The organism is Dysgonomonas sp. UBA7630 (genome assembly GCF_002483985.1).
GTDB lineage: Bacteria > Bacteroidota > Bacteroidia > Bacteroidales > Dysgonomonadaceae > Dysgonomonas.
Map to the genome: position 1 here is coordinate 166,843 of NZ_DLIY01000018.1, position 20,261 is coordinate 187,103.

The following is a 20,261-nucleotide window of genomic DNA, read 5'->3' on the forward strand; positions in this document are numbered from 1 at the left end:
TATTTAAGAGATATCTATTTTATTATTGGTTCAATTTTTCTTTTAAGAAGCGACCCGTATAAGACTCTTTGCATTGAGCTACTTGCTCGGGTGTGCCTTCGCAAACAATGTTTCCACCGTCTTTTCCTCCTTCAGGACCAATGTCAATGATATGATCGGCATATTTGATTACATCCATGTTATGTTCTATAATAACTATTGTATGCCCTCTTTTAATCATAGAGTCGAAAGCTTTCAGTAATGTTTTTATATCATGGAAGTGAAGACCTGTGGTTGGCTCGTCAAAAATAAAGAAAGTCGGTTCCGGCTTCTCATCGGCTAAATGGAAAGCAAGCTTTACACGTTGATTTTCTCCTCCCGACAGAGATGAAGACGACTGACCTAGTTTTACATAACCCAATCCCACATCTTGTAGTGGTTTCAGACGTTTTACTATTTTCTTTTCGGTATTGCCTTTTCCTCCTTCAAAGAATTCGATCGCCTGATCGATTGTCATTTCCAATACCTCATAGATATTTACGCCTCGGTATTGTACATCGAGTATGTCTTGTTTGAATCTCCGTCCTTTACATACTTCGCATTCGAGCATCACATCTGCCATGAATTGCATCTCTACCAGAATCTTACCTTCACCGGCACACTCTTCACACCTTCCCCCTTCTACATTGAAAGAGAAATAAGCGGGAGTAAAATGCATCTGCTTGGCAAGCGGTTGCTCGGCAAAGAGTTTTCGTATTTCATCGTAAGCCTTGATATATGTAACCGGATTTGAACGAGACGAACGGCCAATCGGGTTTTGATCTACCATTTCGATTTCTTTTATCAAATTCAGATCACCTTCCAGTCCATTGTATTGTACGATTTGGTCTCCTTTTCCTTTATAATGACGCTCCAATGCTGTATAGAGCACATCCGTAACCAGCGATGATTTTCCTGAACCACTCACCCCCGTTACTACGGTCATTACATTCAAAGGAAACTTTACATTGATATTCTTAAGGTTGTTTTGTCGTGCTCCTTTTACCTCAATGTAATTGTTCCATTTACGGCGAATTTTCGGAACTTCTATTTTCTCTTCTCCATTCAGGTAGCGTACCGTATAGCTGTCGGTATGCTTGCGAAGTCCATCTACATCTCCTTGATATACGACTTCTCCTCCCAGGCGTCCCGCCTTAGGGCCTATGTCTATTATATAGTCTGCTGCACGTATTATTTCTTCATCATGCTCCACTACTACCACTGTATTGCCGATAGCTTTTAGTTCTTGCAGGACGTTAATCAACAGGTCTGTGTCTCTGGAATGCAAGCCGATACTTGGCTCATCTAATATATATAACGAACCCACAAGGCTGCTGCCGAGAGACGTTGCCAAATTGATACGCTGGCTCTCTCCACCTGACAATGAATTGGAAAGACGGTTAAGGGTAAGATAACCCAGCCCTACATTAACGAGGTACTGAACTCGTACGTTTATATCAGTCAACAGGCGTTTGGCGATTGCAGCGTCTGTTTCGTCCAATTCTAAGTTCTGGAAAAACTCTTGTAATTCTGTAATAGGCATCAGAACCAAATCAGCGATGGTCTTTCCTGCCACTTTTACATACAGAGCTTGAGGTTTTAGCCGTGCTCCTTTACACGAAGGGCATGTAGTTTTTCCACGATAGCGAGCCAGCATAACACGATATTGAATCTTGTACTGGTTTTCTTCAACCATCTGAAAAAATGCGTCAATCCCATGTAGTGCTATAGCTCCGTGCCACAATAGGTCTTTTTCTTTATCCGATAGTTCAAAGTAAGGTCTGTGTATAGGAAAATCATAGCGTGCTGCAGATTGGATGAATTCCTTTTTCCATTCGCTCATTTTTTCACCTTTCCAGCATACAACAGCATCTTCATAAACAGATAAGCCTTTGTTGGGGATAACCAGATCTTCGTCAATACCCATTACTTTTCCAAATCCTTCGCATACAGGACAAGCACCTACAGGGCTGTTGAAGCTAAACATCAGATCGCTGGGTTCTTCAAATTGAATTCCATCAGCTTCGAAATGTTTAGAAAAATTGAACATCTGAATTTTATCACCCGTATAAAAGCGGACGATACAATCCCCTTCACCTTCGTAAAAAGCTGTTTCTATGGATTCCGAAAAACGGCTGATATTCGCAGAATCTTTATCACATGTAAGGCGGTCGATCAGAAGAAGCAGATCATCAGGGTTTAATTCTTTTTTTGAGGCTATTAAATCTTCTATCCGTTCGAATTGACCTGAAATTTCAACTCTGGAGAATCCTTCTTTGAGTAATATCTCCAACTGTTCGGTCAGTGTTCTGTCGTTCCGAAGGATTATCTTAGTCAATATGGCTAAACGGGTATCTTCGGGAAAGGAGAGCATCTTTTCTACAATGTCGCTTACCTGATGCTTTTTCACCACCTCGCCTGATACTGGAGAGACGGTCTTTCCGATGCGAGCAAATAGTAATCGCAGGTATTCGTATATCTCTGTTGATGTGCCTACTGTTGAGCGTGGATTGCGTGCGCTCACTCGTTGCTCGATGGCTATCGCAGGCGGAATACCTTTAATATAGTCACTTTCGGGCTTGTTCATCCTGCCAAGAAACTGACGGGCGTATGACGATAGGCTCTCTACATAGCGGCGTTGTCCCTCCGCATAGAGTGTATCAAATGCCAAAGAGGATTTTCCTGAACCCGAAACACCTGTGATAACAATAAATTTATTTCGAGGAATTTCGACATCTATATTTTTAAGGTTGTTAACCCTTGCTCCTTTTATGAAAATATTTTTTTCTGCTGCCATAGTTCTAAAAAATGGATACAAAAATACGAAAAATTAAGCGCATATTTATACTCATTACAAACTTTGACATAAAAGGAAAAAGCCATCCTTTTTTAGAGAGTGGCTTTTTACAATATTGACAAACAGCTTTTTATTTTGTTATCTTGCTGAATGTATCAACTCGTATGGCTTTCTTGATATCGGCTTTGTCTATTTCCAGTTTTTCCGCAACCTTTTCTTTTACATCTTCCGAAGTGATAATATCAGTATTTTTGTAAGATAATGCTTGTAAGCTTTGCTCGTGCTTCAATGTTAGGATGTTATCTTTCAATGTGTATTTGCCTTCTATTTCTACCATTTCCTCGTTGACAGCTATCTTAGCTTTGAATGTGCTGTCGAGCTTAAATACATACACGTTATTTGCAACATCATTCATTTCTTTAATAGCAGCTACTACTTTTTCTTTTATCTCCGGCTTGGTGACTTCTACTTCAGCATCTGTTTTTGCATGTTTCCACGTCCCGGAAATCACAGCTACATCATTACCGTTGTCTTTGTCGTCATCGCTACACGACATAGCACCAAAACTAAAAATAGAAGCGCACAAAGCTAATCCTAGAATCTTTCTAAGTTTCATAATTTTTTCTTTATAATTAACAAATAATTTTTTACTCAAAGAGTGATATCAACCTCTAAAAAGAAACCTCCGGATTTGTTTCTTATAAAAAGATGATCGGGACACGCTTTTCGTTGCATAAGCGAATCCTTATAAAGCTTAAAAAAGGTTTAAGTTATGGAAATAGTGGGTGTAGTGTATTTATTATAAGCTAATTGTAAAAATTACTTAGGGTCATCTTTTTTCTTAAGTAATTCGTCTCTGAGCAATGATGCCAGTTCGTAGTCTTCTCCATCAATAGCATCTTTAAGAAGGCTCTCCAATTCTTCTTCGTTTAATAAAGAGTAATCTAATGCCAGATTATCTTTTTCGTTTTCCGACGCATTATCTTCCGACGTATTGTCATCAAATACAACCGCTTGTTCTTGCATAATAATTTCGGAGGTATATACCGGTGATTTGGTTCTTAAGGCAATGGCTATTGCATCCGATGTTCGCGATTCTATTTCTATTATTTCTGTTCCCTGGCGCAGTATCATTTTAGAGAAAAATACACCGTCTTCATATTTGTAAATATTCACCTCGAGCATTAGAATGCCAAGCTGTGCCAATAAAGTCTGAAAGAGATCATGTGTTAACGGACGAGGGGGTATTGACCCCTGTAGTTTGAAAGCGATAGATTGGGCTTCAGGTGTGCCTATAACGATCATTAAGCGGCGTAACCCATCTTCTTCAGCCAATACTAGTCCATACGTTCCGGATTGAGACTGGTTGAAAGAAAAGCCAAGCACAGATAGTTTTATTTTGTTTTCCATTTCTATTTCAAAATTATATATTTATTTCATTACTTTGATACAAAGCCTCGTTGTTTTAAAACATTTTACTTTCAGAATATCTCTAGATTCTATTTTTTTGAGATTTTCTTATGTTAATAGCAAAATTTATTATATTTTGCATTGATTTTGGTATATAACAAAATAATAAGACAATAACACAAATTAAGAGGTGCCCTATAAACTTATAAACTACACAAGGATGAGAAGACTATTTCTGATTCTTTTCTTCTTATTAGCAGTATCTACCGTCAATGCTTTTAGCATAGACAGTATATATGTGAAACACTACAACAGAGTGCACTACTTCTGCTCTGATTCTGTTTTCTATAAATTAGCTCATCATGGATTTATTAAAAGCGTGGATGACTTGTCGGATTATTACGAGGATATATTTAATTATCTTCCTTTAGACAGACAACTTCAGGAAATATCAAAGGTAAGACAAGATGCAAAGGTGTATAATTCATCAGAGTTGGATATAGAAGCAGACTATATGTATGCTTTAGTTTTACCCGTGGGTGAAAATAATGATATCTCTTACAAAATAGCCAAAATGGAGGAGGTTGTTAAAAAGGCAGAGAGACAAAACAATATAGTAATGAAAATTAGGGCAATGGAAGCCATATTTAATATATACTGGAAGTCTTCTTTATATGCTAAAGCCTTTGCTCAAACTTACGTTATAGACGAACAACTAAAAAATATCACCGGTGAAGAATATCCCGGAAGAGGGTATGCTTATTATCAAATAGGGAGGGCATATTACTTTTTTCGTAACTATGATAAAGCTATTCCATATCTGCGGCAAGCTTTAAAGCCTCCAAAATATTATTTCGATCGTTCCAATTTGTTGGCTCGAAATGCAATTGGCTCGTACTATAATTTGATTGGGAATACAGACTCGGCAGAGTATTATTTCAGATCGGCATATTTTAGTGTAGATAATGTAAAGCTGAAGCCGGTTATCGATGCAGTATCGCTTAGTAATATAGGAAAATGTTTGATTAGTAGAGGTAAGCCGGATGATGCAATCCCATATCTTCGTGCCGGACTAAACCGGATGCTCATGGATAATGATTATGAGCTGGCGTCTGATGTTAGTTTAGAATTAGCCAAAAGCTACCTTTTGAAGAATGATTTTAAAAAAACGAAGACCTTAATAGATTCTACTCAGCTTTTTATACGAAGAACCGAAAACACAGATCTTTATCAATCATTGTATCCTCTGATGTGTTGTTATTATTCCAAAGTGGGGAATAAAGAGCTGGCACTTGCTTTTTTTGATTCTACGCTGATGATTAATAAATATTTTCAGGATAAGTATAGTAGCCTGATACTTCTAAAGGCTGAACAAGACTTATATGAGACCAAGGCTCGGGTAATGAATGAGGATATGAAAGCCAAGGAAGATGCTTTTAAATACAAAATATTGTATGGAAGCATAATTATACTGATTATTTCGGTTGGACTTATCGTTTCTATCGTATTGTATCATAGAAATAGGATGGCATATAGAGCTCTGGTATATAAAAACCAAGAGTGGGCAAGCGAGATGTTGCCTTATGCTACTTATGAGTCTGCGGATGTATTAGAGGAAGAAGACAAATCAGAAGAAAAAGCGATAGAAGAGGAGCAACCTACACAAGAAGATGTTGCTTTGATGAAAGAAGTACATGAACTAGTTTCGAAAGAAAAGATTTTTAAAAATGCTGATTTGACTTTAGACTTAATGGCTAAACAAATGAGTATAAATAGAAATTATTTGTCGAAAGCAATTAACCAAACTACAGGGAAAAATTTTAATACCTATATCAACGAATACAGAGTAAAAGAAGCTATAAAGATTTTATCAAATGAAAAGTCTGATGTCATTTCTATTGATGCTATAGCCTTTGATGTCGGGTTTAATAACCGCACATCTTTTTATCAATCCTTTAAGAAAATAACGGGGCTTTCTCCCTCTGACTTTAGAAGTAATAAACCTACTGTATAAGCCTCTAAAGGTCTGTCTAATAATCTTATATTTGCTTATAAGTTGTTGTTTATTATGCATTTATGCATCTTGTGGTAAGGAATTATAAATATTAACCAATGTGTTGAATTTATAACTTACCTTTGATATTATTAAATTCCATAACAGAGGTCCCAACCTTCGTTAATTGAATTATTATTCTCAATTACACAACACACTTTACAAAACAAACTCAGTATGAGGGGCAAATCGAAAAAGATTTGCCCTTTCATTTTTTCAGAGTTTATATGAGGCATTATATATACATATGCTTGAGCTTCTTATGTAAGTTCCCAACATACTTTGACTATTAGGATTATATGGCAAAATGTGAGGCAATCTGTAAATATTTATAAATACTTATATTTATTATGCTTATTACTAGTGTTTTATTTGATGCTAGGCTTTTGCGTGCTTTTATACAAAAAGAAAAAAGCACAGATCATTTGACCTGTGCTTTTCTGTCGTTATGTAAGAATTTTATTTTAGTTTAAATCCTACCTTCGATTTTATATCTGTTGAAGATGCTCCGATGATTGCTTCAAAGTCTCCATTTTCGGCAACCCAGTCATGTTTATCCGCATCAAAGAAGCTTAGGGCTGACTTGTCGATAGTGAAAGTCACGGTTTTTTCTTCTCCTGCTTTCAGGTTTATTTTCTCAAAACCTTTAAGTTCTTTTACAGGGCGGGGAAGAGATGATTTCAGATCGCTAATATACAATTGCACTATTTCTGCTCCGTCTCTGCTTCCTGTATTTTTTACATTTACAGAGAATGTAATTTTTCCGTCTGCTGTCATTTCTTTCTTATCGGCAGATACTTTTCCGTACTCGAAAGTAGTATAGCTAAGTCCGTGTCCGAAAGGGAATAAAGGTTTGATTTTTTCTTTATCGATCCAACGATATCCCACGAAGATACTTTCTTTATAAGTAGCTTCTTTGTCTACACCCGGATAGTCGCCTAGCTTATGAGCTCCGTTGTCTTCGAGCTTCACAGGGAATGTGAAAGGCAGTTTTCCCGAAGGGTTTGCATCACCTGTAAGAATTGAAGCCAAAGCCGTACCTGATTCAGTACCGTTATACCATGTTTGAACAATAGTCGGAACTTCGTTTATCCAAGGCATTGCTACAGCATTACCCGAAATATTTACAACAACAAAGTTTTTGTTTGCCTTTGCCAGTTCTGAAATTACTTTGTCCTGACCATAAGAGAGGCTCAATGATTCGCGGTCATTGCCTTCACTATCCTGTCTGTCACTTTTGTTTAATCCTCCGATAAATATAACCAGATCAGCCGTCTTGGCAAGGCTTGTTGCTTCTGCTATCAGTTCGCTTGCTGAGCGTGAGTCGTGAAGGTCTCTCTTTAGCTTTACGCCGTTGTATTCGCTTGTAGGGTCACCTACATAGCCACGAGCGTATATAACTTCCGCTTGTGCTCCCACACGATTGATGATTCCGTCCAGTGGAGAAATTTCATATTTAGCTTTTAATGAAGAGCTGCCTCCTCCTACTGTCATTGGCTTAATTGCGTTTTCTCCAACTACGAGTATTTTTTTCGTTTTATTCAGGTCGATTGGTAATACCCCGTTGTTGTTCTTCAACAATACAATTCCTTCTTCTGCTATTTTGCGTCCTGCCGCTGCATGCTCCGGCGTTCCAAAAGAGCCCCAAGGACGTTTTGTGTTCATTGTAGTACGGAATGCAAGACGAAGAATATTACGAACTTTTTTGTCTACTTCTTCTACCTTTACTTCTCCCGATTGTAATAGTTTCAAGAATGGTTTTGCCAGGTAATAGTTGTCATAGGCATTGCTTGCCCCTTCACTCAGTCCATCAGTCCACGAACCGAATTCCATATCCAGACCATGATAAATAGCTTCCTTTGTGCTGTTTACTCCACCCCAGTCGGATACAACCACTCCATCAAAGCCCCATTCTCCTCGTAAAATGTCGTTCAGTAAATATTGATTGTGGCAAGCCCATTGTCCTTTATATCTGTTGTATGCACCCATTATAGCCCAAGCTTTTCCTTCTTGTACAGCCGCTTTGAAAGCCGGAAGATATATCTCGTATAGTGCACGATCATCTACATTTACATTTACTGTATGACGATCTATTTCCTGATTGTTGAGAGCATAATGTTTTACACATGCTGCTACTCCATTGGCCTGTACTCCCTGTATATAAGGCACTACCATATGTGAAGCCAGATAAGGATCTTCTCCCATATACTCGAAGTTTCTTCCATTGAGTGGCGTACGGTAGATATTTACTCCCGGGCCAAGTAGTATATTCTTGTTACGATATCGAGCTTCTTCTCCGATGCTTTTTCCATACAGCGCAGACATATCTTTGCTCCATGTTGCAGCCAGGCATGTAAGAGCCGGAAAAGCGATACACGAATCGTTAGTCCATCCGGCCTGATCCCATTCATCCCACAAAACTTCGGGGCGAATACCGTGAGGTCCATCTGTTGCCCAATTCTCAGGAATGCCTAAACGGGGAACTCCTGCCGAACTGAATTTAGATTGTGCATGGCACATGGCGACTTTTTCTTCCAGAGTCATTCTGGAGAGTGCATCTTCAACTCGTTGTTCAATAGGTTTTGTTTCATCTAAATAGATAGGTGTTTTGTTTTGCCCTATCATATTTAAGCTTATAGCTCCCATGATTAGGATGCCTAACAGCGTTTTTCCTCTTTTCAGCATAAGTATGTAATTAATAATTTAGTATTTTCTTCTTTTTGCAAAAATTGGTCGCAAATATAATCTTTTTATTATTCAGCTTTTAATATTTGAACCGATTCATTTCCAAATGCACGAAATTACAGAACTCGCCGGTACATTGTAGCTGAATGATTTGTTCCCAAGTTGTACAGTAACAGTGCGCTGTGCAGGGGCGTCATTTAGCAATACGATAGAATAGGTTTTGTCCGGATTTTCAAATGCCGAATAATAGATCCCTTCTACTGTTTGTCCTTCCGACTTAATGCGATGGCTACCCGGTTTTATAACCTTTGACAGATGAGCCATTGTATAGTAATGACTATTTTTGTCTGTTGTTTTATAATCGTTAGAGTCTATCGTGATGCAACCCAAACAAATATCACATCCGCCCGGACGGTCGGGGCCATGCTTGTCGTCAAGCATATAGTTCCACATGATAACTGCTTTGTTATAGTTGTTGATCGTACCGATACAAACCTCACGCATGTTCCACATTAAGTCTTTTGCAAATGAATATCCTTCACCCCAAAGCCCGATTGACATTTCTGTGAAATATAAATTCTTGTCAGGACGTCCGTTGTGAATCTTCAGCAACTCCTCTTTATCACCTCCATAGGCATGAAAAGCAGCACCATCGATATATTTTGCAGCATCCGCGTCTTCATATATTTTCAGTGGATATTGTTTCTGATCGAAGTTTTCGGCTTTATCTTCATCGTAGTTGTAATTATGATCATACACCAATATTTTAGTTTTTATGCCTGCTTTTTCAAAGGCCGGGCCTAGTGCAGATTTTACAAAGTCTCGTTGCTCCTGCCAAGTCATATATAGAGACATGGAATTACCTCTGTTCAACGGCTCATTTTGTATTGTTACAGCATCTATCTTGAAGCCTTCTGCTTCCATTGCCTGAATATATTTTACAAAGTAGGCAGCATAATCTTGATAATATTTAGGATTTAACTGTCCGCTTGTCCAAGAGTCGAAAGGTTTTAGCTCTTGCAGGTTGTTTACCTTCATCCATTTAGGGCAAGACCAAGGAGAGGCCATAATTTTCACAGCCGGATTAATCGCCTTTATTTCTTTCAGAATTGGAAACAGATCTCGTTTGTCATATTCATGCATAGCGAAATTTTCTATTCCCGGTTTGTCACAATATGTGTATTCGTCTAACGAAAAGTCCGAAGCCCCCAGTGATATGCGGATATAGCTGTATCCGTACCCATTCACCGGATCGAATGTTTCTTTCAGTAGTGTAGTTCTGTCCTCTGCTGTCATCTTTAAAAGATTATAACAACTTGACCCGGTTATGGCTGCACCAAAACCGTCCATTTCCTGATATTTCTCTTCAGGATATAGTGTTATTATATTGTCAGTAGCTTTTGCGTCTGATTTAGCAGAAAACGCTACCGAGTCTTTTTGCATTGTCTTTTCTTTATCTGCCGTAGTAGTGTATATTTCTACATACTCCTTCTTCTCGGTACAAGAGAATAGGATAGAACAGAAAAGTGCTGCGTAAACAATTTTTTTCATGAGCATTTAAATTATTCAAATTTCAAAAAGGAGTCTGCATAGAATGAATTCTATACAGACTCCACCAAACAATCTTATTTCAATATAAATGACGCAATAGCCAAATTCGGAACGTTATACACGAACCGTTTGCTTGTTGCTTGATCTTTTACTGTAAGATTAATACTATTGCCCGATTTATTCACAATCACAAGGCCTTTGGTGCCATCAGGATTTAAGAAAGCAGTAGCTGTAACTCCATCAGGAAGTGTCCCAAGAAATGAAGTACTAATCATTTTTGCTCCGCTTCGGCATACCTTACCAAAGTGCCCCAATAGATAATATTCGAGTTCTTTCTTATATATATCTCCATCTATGGTTACAATTCCTCTACAATCTTCACAAAAGACTCCTCCCGGAGTAACGGGTCCATGTTGCGAATTAAGCGCAACGTTGAACATCATATAGTTGCTAGATCCGTTTTGTATACATGGTACAAGAAAGTCTGTAAGATAATAGAATAGGGTTTCCATTTCTGTACCTGTATTCCATCCTCCTCCCGATAATTCTGTTTCATATATACTTTTATCAGGAAATTCTGCTTTAACAGGATTGATAGCCGATGGATTCCCTGCATAACCATGAAATGCTGTTCCGGCGATATATTGATTTGCGGTAGCATCTCGTAATACGTTGATTGCGTAGTTGTAAATGTCGAAGTTGTGATCTAGTATTAATATTTTAGTTGTAATACCCGCCGTTTTGAATTTAGGGCCGAGATATTTTCCTATTATTTCTGCTTGTTCCTGCCATGTCATTTTCATAGAAGGGTGAACGCCTGATTCGAAATCGGCTTCGTTTTGCAATGTAATAGCATCAATTGTAATTCCCTCAGCTTTCATTGCCTCTACATATTTTACAAAATAGGTAGCGTAAGCATCATATACTTCAGGTCCTTTAAGTTTGCCTTTATTTAATTGTCCACTACTCTTCATCCATGCTGGAGGTGACCATGGGCTTGCTATCAGCTTAATTTTAGGATTAATAGCCAATATCTCTTTCAATACAGGCAATAAATCACGCCTGTCAATTTCAGGAATTGCAAAGTTTTCTATCCCTTCTTTATCACAATATGTATATAGTGCCATTGAAAAGTCTGAAGCTCCAATGCATAGTCGCAAGCTCTCTAACCCTGCACCTTCTTTCGGATCGAAAAGCTCTTTAAGTACCTTTGCCCGAGCTTCGGAACTCATTTGTTGGAGGAGATATGCCGATGAGCCTGTAAGACCACCACCAAATCCATCTATTGTTTGATATTTCACAGTGGGATCGAGGCGCAATACAACGTCTGTAATGTCATTCGAATACTTGATCGGAAGCTCTTTCATCATATAAACTTTCGATTGAGTAGTCAGCCACATTCTTACGTCATTATTCTCCGTAGGCCCATTCTGATCATCATCTGTTGATCCCGGATCGGTATTATGATCGGTGCATGCTATAGCCAGAAGTAGAGATAATACAGGTATTAAATATTTTTTCATGTTTTTTTATCTTTTATTATTGGCCTGTACGTTTTTCGTACAGGCCAATAAGGATCTAAGTTGTGCTTAATTTAAGGAAGAGTTACACTCTCTGCTGTAACTACCTTAGTTGCCAGATTGATCGTTATTTTATAGTTGCCTGATACCGCTCCTTCTGCAGCATACCAGTTACCATCAGTCTTCCCTAAATCTGTATCTTTGGCCAAGATAGAAGGCATCGTGAAGTTTGTTGATTTCTTCTCATTAGCCCAAGATCTGTTTTCAAATGGTTTGAAGTTTGCTTTAGATGCATCGAAGTAGACTACAGCCTGATATGTGTCTGCTGCCACTTTACGGAAAACAATAGCTTGCAATGGGGCGTTGAAGTCCCATGCTGTATGTGCTCCGGGTTTCACTTTCGACGGATAACCAAGGCCTTCTCCGGCGGCAAGCAATACGTTTGGATATTCTCTTACCGAAGGATCTATTATGGCTACTTTGCGAGTTTCGCTATAATACAGATCATAGCTCCCTGTGTCGCCAATAAATTTGATCTTATCGTCAGCTGTACGTACAAAGTAATTGAGATCATATACAATATCTGTAGAAGCAAGATCGGCGAATAGGTTTATTTCCTGATCTTTCTCAAACGTGCGTGATAGTTTCTTAAATGCTTCACCACTCGCTGTTACATTGCCAAAGTTATCTATTACAAGGTCATTCGGATTGTATTTATCTCCGGCTAAGCTTGTTGTAAACTTATAGTTGTCAAATACAATATTTGTAATATAGTCAATACTTGTGTTCGCAGTAGTAATATAGTCACCGGTTTCATCTACCAATTGAACGGCTCCTGATTTACTTCCCCATACATGTCCTGAGAAATCGATCTGATTATCTGTAGTAATTTTCTCCGCTATTCTGTAACGGATACTATTTGCCTTGAGCTTAAGTTCAGATGATTTGTACTTATCAGATTTCAAAGCTTCAGGAGTTAAGGTAATTACCTGTCCATTATCCAGTACAAGATATAATTTGCTATAATAAGTCCTTTTTCCTTTTACTCCTGTGATAGTACCTGTCGTTTGATCTCCTTCAACATTGGTTAGGGTTAAAAGAACTTCAACGCTTGCGTCTTCTGGCAGCTCGCTTGTATAGGCCACCTTAAATTTAGAAGATACCTCGGTGCTATTACCAGCAGTGCGTATTGATTGCTGTGCAACAAGCACGTCATTCACTATCATTTTCATTTCCAATGTCGAAAGAGGAGTCGTAGGATCAGAAACTTTCGCCGTGATAGTAACAGAATCCCCATAAGAAAATGTAGATGGATTGATTGCCGCCGACTCAATTACCGGTGTTGAATGCGGAAATACTTTTCTTGTATCTTCTTCCTCACATGAGGCGAGGAGAATACATGAGCACAATCCGCACATAATTGCTTTATATATAGATTTCATATTTTTCTGCATTTAATTTATAGATTAATAGCCAGGGTTTTGAACAAGATTAACATTCAGGTCTAGTTCGCTTTGAGGAATCGGCCACACAAGTTTATTTTCATTCAGACGAGATGCATAAGCGTTCTGATGGTCGGAAGCGGATCTCATTACCTGAATAAAACGACCTCTGCGTTTAAGATCCATCCAGCGTTTTCCTTCGAAAGCAAACTCAAAACGGTTCTCATTTTCTATTGCTAGACGCATAGCATCTTTCGTATTAGCCGGTGTGTCAGCCAAGTCGACACGTTTTCTGATTTTATTTACCAGATTTTTTGCTTCACCTATGTTACCTAGCTCATTTTCTGCTTCGGCTAATAATAATATTGCTTCCGGAAGACGGAATATAACGATATTGCCGGCCTCTTGAGATCTGAGTTTATAGCAATAAGGATATTTGTTAGAAGGCCAATACTTGTCTGTCCATTTACCTGTAACATCTCCAAACATGATAGATGCATCTCTACGTACTACATCTCCCGCAGAAGTGAATGCTTTGTACAAATCCTGACTTGGCGTATTGAATTTTTTCCAGTCGATGCCGTAGAACATCTGGGCTCCCCAGTTTCCTAAAGTAGACCAGCTATTGTAATCTACTTCGAAGATGGATTCCTTGCAATGTTCATTTACCAGATTCACACTAGGAAGTACTCCGTTAGAAGGTGTTTCGGCAACGGCGAACAAGTCATCGTAATTATCCATTAATCCATAACGAGTATCGTCTACAACCGCTTTGGCGTACTGTTTTACTTTGTTCCAGTCTGTATTTTCAAAGCCGTCTTTGGTAGCATATACTTGTGCTTGTATAAGATGTACAAGAGCTTTGGTAATTTTAAACTTGTTTGCTGAATAATCCATCACGTTTGCTTCGGCATATGCCAAGTCATTTACAATCTGGGTATAGATATTTTCTACAGTTTCTTGTTTAGGATACAACAATGGGTATATAGTATCAATATTGCTAATGCTTATTTCAGGTACATACTGTGTAATTAAAGGTACGCTTCCATATATGCGAACAAGATTAAAATAACACAATGCTCTCATAAAATGAGCGTCACCTGCTATTTGGCCTCTACGTTGCTCTGTTAGAGCTGTATCTTTAATTTTAGGAATCCACTCTATAATTGTATTTGCCTTCGATATTTGAGAATATAGATATCCCCAGTCGCGCTTTACACCACCATTCGAAGCTGAAACTCTAAGCTCATCAAATTGCATGGTCATCTCTTTCGGTTCACCGGCATAAGCGTTATCCGATTGAGCATCATTCATTATATACCAGTCTAGTTGCCAAAATTCGTTAGCATAATCACTGTATGCACCTGCTAACAACTGTTCCATCTGAGTGGCTGTGGTATATTGTGTCGCATTATCTTTACCTCCTCCTCCTGTGTTTTCATTTGTAACCGTTGTCGAAGATTCATCAAGGAAGCTATCGCATGAGATAAATGGGATAAATACCATACATATAATAGCCCTAAATAATATATTCTTTATATTGTATTTCATCGTATTTAGTTTTTAGAATGTGNNTTAAATTAAGACCAAAAATAAAAGTACGAGCCTGTGGGTAAGTTCCATAATCTATACCTAATTGTGCTGCATTATCTTTATTTGTCCAGCTTAGTTCAGGATCGTATCCTCTGTATTTTGTCAATGTAAACAAATTATTTACTGTTCCATATACACTCAGCTTAGATAGACCCAATGGTCTCAACGTTTTTTGATTGAATGCATAAGATAAAGTCAGGGATTTCAATCGAATAAATGAACCATCTTCAACAAAGCGTGAAGAGTTTAATGAATTGGTAAGAGCTCCTGCTCTTGGTACGTCTGTAATCATACCCGGACGAACCCATCTATTAAGTACAGTTGTTGTTTGATTTTTGGAATCGAACATTCCTTCCGAATCAATTCTAGAGGCGTTGAAAATATCATTGCCATAAGATCCATTGAAGAATGCACTCAGAGTGAAATTCTTCCAAGAGAAGTTATGTGTAAATCCGAATGTGAAATCAGGCTGTGCATTACCAATAATTGTTCTGTCTCCTGAATCAATCACTCCGTCGTTGTCTACGCCTGCAACTCCATTGTTATTGAGGTCTTTATAGATAATGTTTCCTGTGTCCGGATTAACTCCTTCTGCAACGTATCCATAGAATGCACCCAAAGGTAATCCTTCTTTAATCATGATTACATCATCACCAGTACTCTCTATATAGCCAGTAGTAAACTGAGGAGTTAAACCTAGTTTAGTAAGCTTATTTTTATTAAATGACATATTCAAGTTTGCATCCCACTTAAATCCACCTGTTAGTATCTGTCCATTCAGGTTAAACTCGAAACCCTTATTTACCATTTCTCCGTCATTACGCATCGGTAGTGTTGCTCCTCCTATGGTAGACGGTATTGTGATATATAACAATAGGTCTGTTGTTTTTTTGTAATAAGCGTCAAATTCAGCTGTTAAGCGAGAATTAAATAAAGACAGATCTAATCCTGCATTATATTGAGTCGTAACTTCCCATTTCAGGTCACGGTTACCTAGTCTTCCAGGCTTTAAAGCAGGACCTTGTCCTGTAGCTTCTTGTTTAACTATTTCAAATGTATCATATAAATCGTAATTGCCAATTCCTCCTTGATTACCATTGCGTCCCCATCCGATTCTTAATTTAGCATCGTCAACGACTGAGGTTAGAGGTGCAAAGAACTTCTCACTAGAGAAACGCCATCCGGCAGATAGTGACGGGAAGTATGCCCATTTATGATAAAGTTTTGAAGATCCATCCGCACGGAAATTTGCAGTGAATAAATAACGGCTTTCATAGTCGTATTGTACTCTGGCAAGATAAGACGTTAGGGAGTTACCTTCTTTAGATGTATAAGCATTATTTATTTTGTTCGCCATATTCAGAGTCATTGTTTTGAAAGTAGTACCTTTTACAAAATCCTCTACAGACATGTAAGAGTTGTTGTGTCTGTAGCGTTGCATAGTAATACCTCCTAAAGCAGAGAAATTATGTTTGTCATTGAACTTTTTGCTGTAGGACAAAATATTTTCACTCTGCCATGTCAAATAACCATCATCTGCATGTTCTCCACGTCCATTTGCTTGACGACCATATTGAGTTTTAATCGGATCGATAAATTTATCCCAAGTATGTGAAGTATAGTCTACTGAAAATCTAGGCTTGAAATGTAGTCCTTCTGCTAGGGTAAAATCTAATTCCAGATTACCCATAAAACGGTATTCTTCGTTCTTGTCATAAGTGTTTGCTTGCGCATAAGGATTTTCCCATGACGATTGGAATGGATTTGTCGAATATTGATCTGGTTTTTCAGGATCCCATATAGGCATAAATGGAGGTGTGTTGAGTATAGACATAATAACACCGCCACGACCAGAGTTTGCATTGTCTGTTGCATCCATGCGTGAATTACGAGCAAAACTTAGGTTTGATGCGATTTTGAACCAAGGCTTAACTTCGGTAGAAAGATTACTTCTGAAAGAGTACCTGTCATAGTCGGCAGGAGAAATAATACCTTCTTCTTTTTGGTAGCCTCCCGATACATAATAATTGGTTTTATCTGTGCTGCCCGAAATAGAAACCTGATAGTTTTGTTGAATACCTGTTCCATACATTTCTTTGGCCCAGTCTGTATAATTCTGATTTGTGCGGTCTACACTTATGCCGATTTCACTCATCAAATCATAGTACTGATTTGTATTGAGTGTTTTTATTTTTTTTGTAACATTTGAGAACCCTGCATACATATTCACGTCTATCTGAGTTCTTCCTTTTGCTCCTCTTTTGGTTGTAATAAGAACAACACCGTTTGCTGCACGGCTACCGTAGATAGCAGCAGATGAAGCGTCTTTTAATATCTGCATGCTCTCAATGTCAGTTGGAGAAATATTGGTAATGTCATTCGTTATGATACCATCTACAACATAGATCGGGTCATTGCCTGCATTAAGTGAAGATGCTCCACGCACGCGAACTTGTATCCCTACTCCGGGTTTTCCTGATGGTTGTATTACTTGTACACCGGCTGCTTTTCCTTGAAGAGCTTGTTGTGCCGATATAATTGGTCTGTCTGCCCATTCGTCGGCAGATACGCTGGCTACAGATGTGGTGAGGTCGGCTTTACGCTGAGTTCCGTAACCGATAACAACAACTTCGTCCAGATTTTGTAATGCTTCTTCTAAAGTGACATTGATAGTTGTTTTGCCCGCTACTGCAATTTCTTTAGTCTTCATTCCCACATAAGAGAATACAAGTGTAGCGTTGTTTGGTGCAGAAATAGAATATTTTCCGTCAACATCAGCCATTGTTCCGGTAGTAGTGCCTTTCACAGCTACACTAGCTCCGATAATAGGTTCTCCGGTTTGGTCGGTAACAATACCCGAGATGCTTACTACATCTTGAGCCATTACTGTACCGGAAACCAACAAAGCAAAAATTAGACAAATCTTATACAAGAATTGTTTACTTGTTCGTTTTTTATTACATTTCATGATTTCTTTAGGTTTAAATGTGATTTTGGATTTTTGGTTACATAATAGTGTATACTAATACTACTGTAAAATGTACAGATTAGAGGTTATAACTGAGAGTCATGCCATGGTATTATAAAAATTTAGATTATTGATTAGGAAATATTTATTTTCCGGTATTAATTATCTCAAAATTATGGGTATAAATGCCTGTAACTTTTTTTTGAACCAAAAAAGTAGTGTTTCGATATATTTATGTTTCTGTATTACAGTGTATTGAGGTTTGTTCTGTAGGCTTAAAAAGTAGTGATCTTAAGGTGTTTTAACTTATCTGTTTTTCTGTATTATGCCAATTCTCATCACTAAGTTTTCAAACTCGTCACGCGATACAGCGGCTTTATTGCGGGCCTTGGTGCGGTAGTTATAGATGGTGCTCAATGAATAGCGAAGGAAGCTTGCAATCTTTACACTATCTGTTATTCCTAAACGGATCAGGGCAAATATCCGCAATTCGGTATTGAGTAATTCTCCGGGCTTAAGAATTACTTGCTCTTCGCTTATAAGAAGGGTATTAAAGTCTTCTACAAATGTGGGATAAAGACTTAAGAATATATTATCAAAATTCTTATATAATTCTTCCAGCTCATTATCAACAAATGCTGTTGACTTTAGTGTTTTGAACAAATCATCCAGCTGATTATTCGCAGCTTTCTTATTCAGAGACTTACGATAATCCTCCAGTTTGGTGATGTATGTTGAGCACAAATCGAAGAAGTGCGCAATATATTCCTCTTTTATATGATTTGATTCAGATAGCTGAATATTTACCTCTTTGAGCTGCTTGTTGGTATCCGTAATTCCCTGATTCAAGTCGATCAGCTTTACATTCGCTCGATACAATTCTTTCCTTATTCGCGAAACTCTCTTCATTTGTTTGTATACATATATCACAGCAACGATAAGGAATACCGTGAGGATACTAATAAGTATAAGGTATAATTGCAGTTTACTTTTTTGTTTTGCCTCTTTCGCCTGATAGGCTGTATTGATAATTGAATAAAACTCTGAAATACCTATCGTCCTGAATCTTACATTGCAAAAAACAGCGTCATCGATAGACGACTTGGTAAATTTATAAGCCTGATCTATGTCTCCTTCTTCATAGTAAACCAACGCCAGACTTTGCAAGGAAGCGTTATCTTTTATTGAGTTTTTAATATCCGATAGAGCTGAAAGAGCAAAATATTTTTTTTGCAGGTCTTGTTTCTTTTTATTCTCGTAGACTTTACCCAATAGATATGCGACAAAGGCATAATCTGGATCATCTTCCGCTATCTCATCCATGAGTTTTAGAAGCCGGTTTTCGGCAATTTCTATTTGTCCCTGATAGAATATCTTCTCGGCATAGGTTATCCGATACCTTACAGAATTGGGGTCTAAAGCTGTAAGCAGTGAGTCTCTGTAAGCTTCATTTATCTGAAAATAAGCGTGCCTGTCATTGCTTTGGGCATAGTGTCCATAAAACTGACTATTGGATTCAAAGTAAAGAGGAACTAATTTTTCGGATAATGATTGTCTGTCAATATGATTTAATATATCCTTTGCTTCGAGGTACATGCCTGTTGCAGAGTATAATAGCGACAAGTTTAGATTGGTTTCGTTGATAACGTCCATGCTATTTAACTTCTTCGCTATATCGTGATTCTTTTCCATATAGTAAACCGCCGAATCCATTCTGTATTTCCTGTATTCTTTCGACAGTTTGAAATTTATATCATATTCTTGAGCAAGAGAGAGATCTGATATGTGTAAGAGCTGTTTAAGGCTATTTATCTTTTGCTCTTTCTTTTCATCATAGTATTTTTTGTTATTTATTGCTTTATTCAGTTCATTAATATAACTGTTCCCTATATCGTTTGCAGACACGATAGTAGCAAGAGAATATAAAAATAGGATGATTGGGAGTTTTCTCATATCATAAAGAGCTTATGAAACAGGATCAGACTTTTTTACTTAATAGTGCGAAGTTAATCAAAAAAATGTATCAATATATTTTATTTAATTTTTTCATTTATTCAAAAAAGATAAAAATTATGAGCTATAAGTACAAATAAGAATTTGTTTGCATCTTTTTTATCCCGAATAAGTAAGCATGACAGGATATTATAGTATTATATCGACTATAGATTGACTTTGTTTGCGAATTATTATGTAATATTATAGGGGCATTTAGTTTAAGATTTGT

At 37.7% G+C, this 20,261-nt stretch carries 11 protein-coding genes; 1 reads left to right on the top strand and 10 read right to left on the bottom strand.

The window, feature by feature from the left end:
* Nucleotides 1–22 precede the first annotated feature (22 nt).
* From uvrA to B3P17_RS07885, 3 genes are all read right to left on the bottom strand, one after another.
* A complete protein-coding gene (gene uvrA / locus B3P17_RS07875; RefSeq protein WP_252637769.1) occupies nucleotides 23–2,815 on the bottom strand; it encodes an excinuclease ABC subunit UvrA in 2,793 nt (930 codons plus the stop codon).
* Between the two features lie 130 nt (nucleotides 2,816–2,945).
* Entirely contained in the window at nucleotides 2,946–3,431 is a 486-nt protein-coding gene (locus tag B3P17_RS07880) for a DUF5004 domain-containing protein (RefSeq protein WP_252637768.1), read from the bottom strand.
* A gap of 203 nt (nucleotides 3,432–3,634) precedes the next feature.
* Nucleotides 3,635–4,225, bottom strand: a complete 591-nt coding sequence (locus B3P17_RS07885) for a bifunctional nuclease family protein (protein WP_252637767.1) — start codon at nucleotides 4,223–4,225, stop codon at nucleotides 3,635–3,637.
* A 220-nt stretch (nucleotides 4,226–4,445) separates the two neighbouring features.
* Here B3P17_RS07885 and B3P17_RS07890 point away from each other — a divergent pair, with 220 nt between their 5' ends.
* Nucleotides 4,446–6,239 (top strand): helix-turn-helix domain-containing protein, encoded by a 1,794-nt coding sequence (locus tag B3P17_RS07890; RefSeq protein WP_252637766.1) that lies wholly within the window; start codon nucleotides 4,446–4,448, stop codon nucleotides 6,237–6,239.
* Between the two features lie 498 nt (nucleotides 6,240–6,737).
* On the opposite strand, the gene B3P17_RS07895 is transcribed toward B3P17_RS07890, so the two are convergent.
* The 7 genes from B3P17_RS07895 to B3P17_RS07925 all read right to left on the bottom strand — a co-directional run bounded on the left by B3P17_RS07895 (nucleotide 6,738) and on the right by B3P17_RS07925 (nucleotide 19,990).
* The gene (locus tag B3P17_RS07895; protein ID WP_252637875.1) at nucleotides 6,738–8,924 is read right to left on the bottom strand and encodes a glycoside hydrolase family 3 C-terminal domain-containing protein; all 2,187 of its coding nucleotides are present in this window, start codon (nucleotides 8,922–8,924) and stop codon (nucleotides 6,738–6,740) included.
* Nucleotides 8,925–9,059: 135 nt separating this feature from the next.
* Nucleotides 9,060–10,514 carry a glycoside hydrolase family 30 protein gene (locus B3P17_RS07900; protein ID WP_252637765.1) on the bottom strand — a complete coding sequence of 485 codons (1,455 nt, stop codon included), beginning with the start codon at nucleotides 10,512–10,514 and terminating at the stop codon, nucleotides 9,060–9,062.
* Between the two features lie 74 nt (nucleotides 10,515–10,588).
* Entirely contained in the window at nucleotides 10,589–12,037 is a 1,449-nt protein-coding gene (locus B3P17_RS07905; RefSeq protein ID WP_252637764.1) for a glycoside hydrolase family 30 protein, read from the bottom strand.
* 71 nt (nucleotides 12,038–12,108) lie between these two features.
* Nucleotides 12,109–13,476, bottom strand: a complete 1,368-nt coding sequence (locus B3P17_RS07910) for a DUF5016 domain-containing protein (protein WP_291104902.1) — start codon at nucleotides 13,474–13,476, stop codon at nucleotides 12,109–12,111.
* A 24-nt stretch (nucleotides 13,477–13,500) separates the two neighbouring features.
* Nucleotides 13,501–15,027: a RagB/SusD family nutrient uptake outer membrane protein gene (locus B3P17_RS07915; RefSeq protein ID WP_291104905.1), complete on the bottom strand. Its 1,527-nt coding sequence runs from the start codon at nucleotides 15,025–15,027 to the stop codon at nucleotides 13,501–13,503.
* Complete coding sequence (locus B3P17_RS07920) at nucleotides 14,996–18,037, bottom strand: SusC/RagA family TonB-linked outer membrane protein (protein ID WP_291104908.1); 3,042 nt, start codon at nucleotides 18,035–18,037, stop codon at nucleotides 14,996–14,998. Before B3P17_RS07920 ends, B3P17_RS07915 begins: the two co-directional genes overlap by 32 nt.
* A 306-nt stretch (nucleotides 18,038–18,343) precedes the next feature.
* Complete coding sequence (locus tag B3P17_RS07925; protein WP_291104911.1) at nucleotides 18,344–19,990, bottom strand: DUF6377 domain-containing protein; 1,647 nt, start codon at nucleotides 19,988–19,990, stop codon at nucleotides 18,344–18,346.
* Nucleotides 19,991–20,261 lie beyond the last annotated feature (271 nt).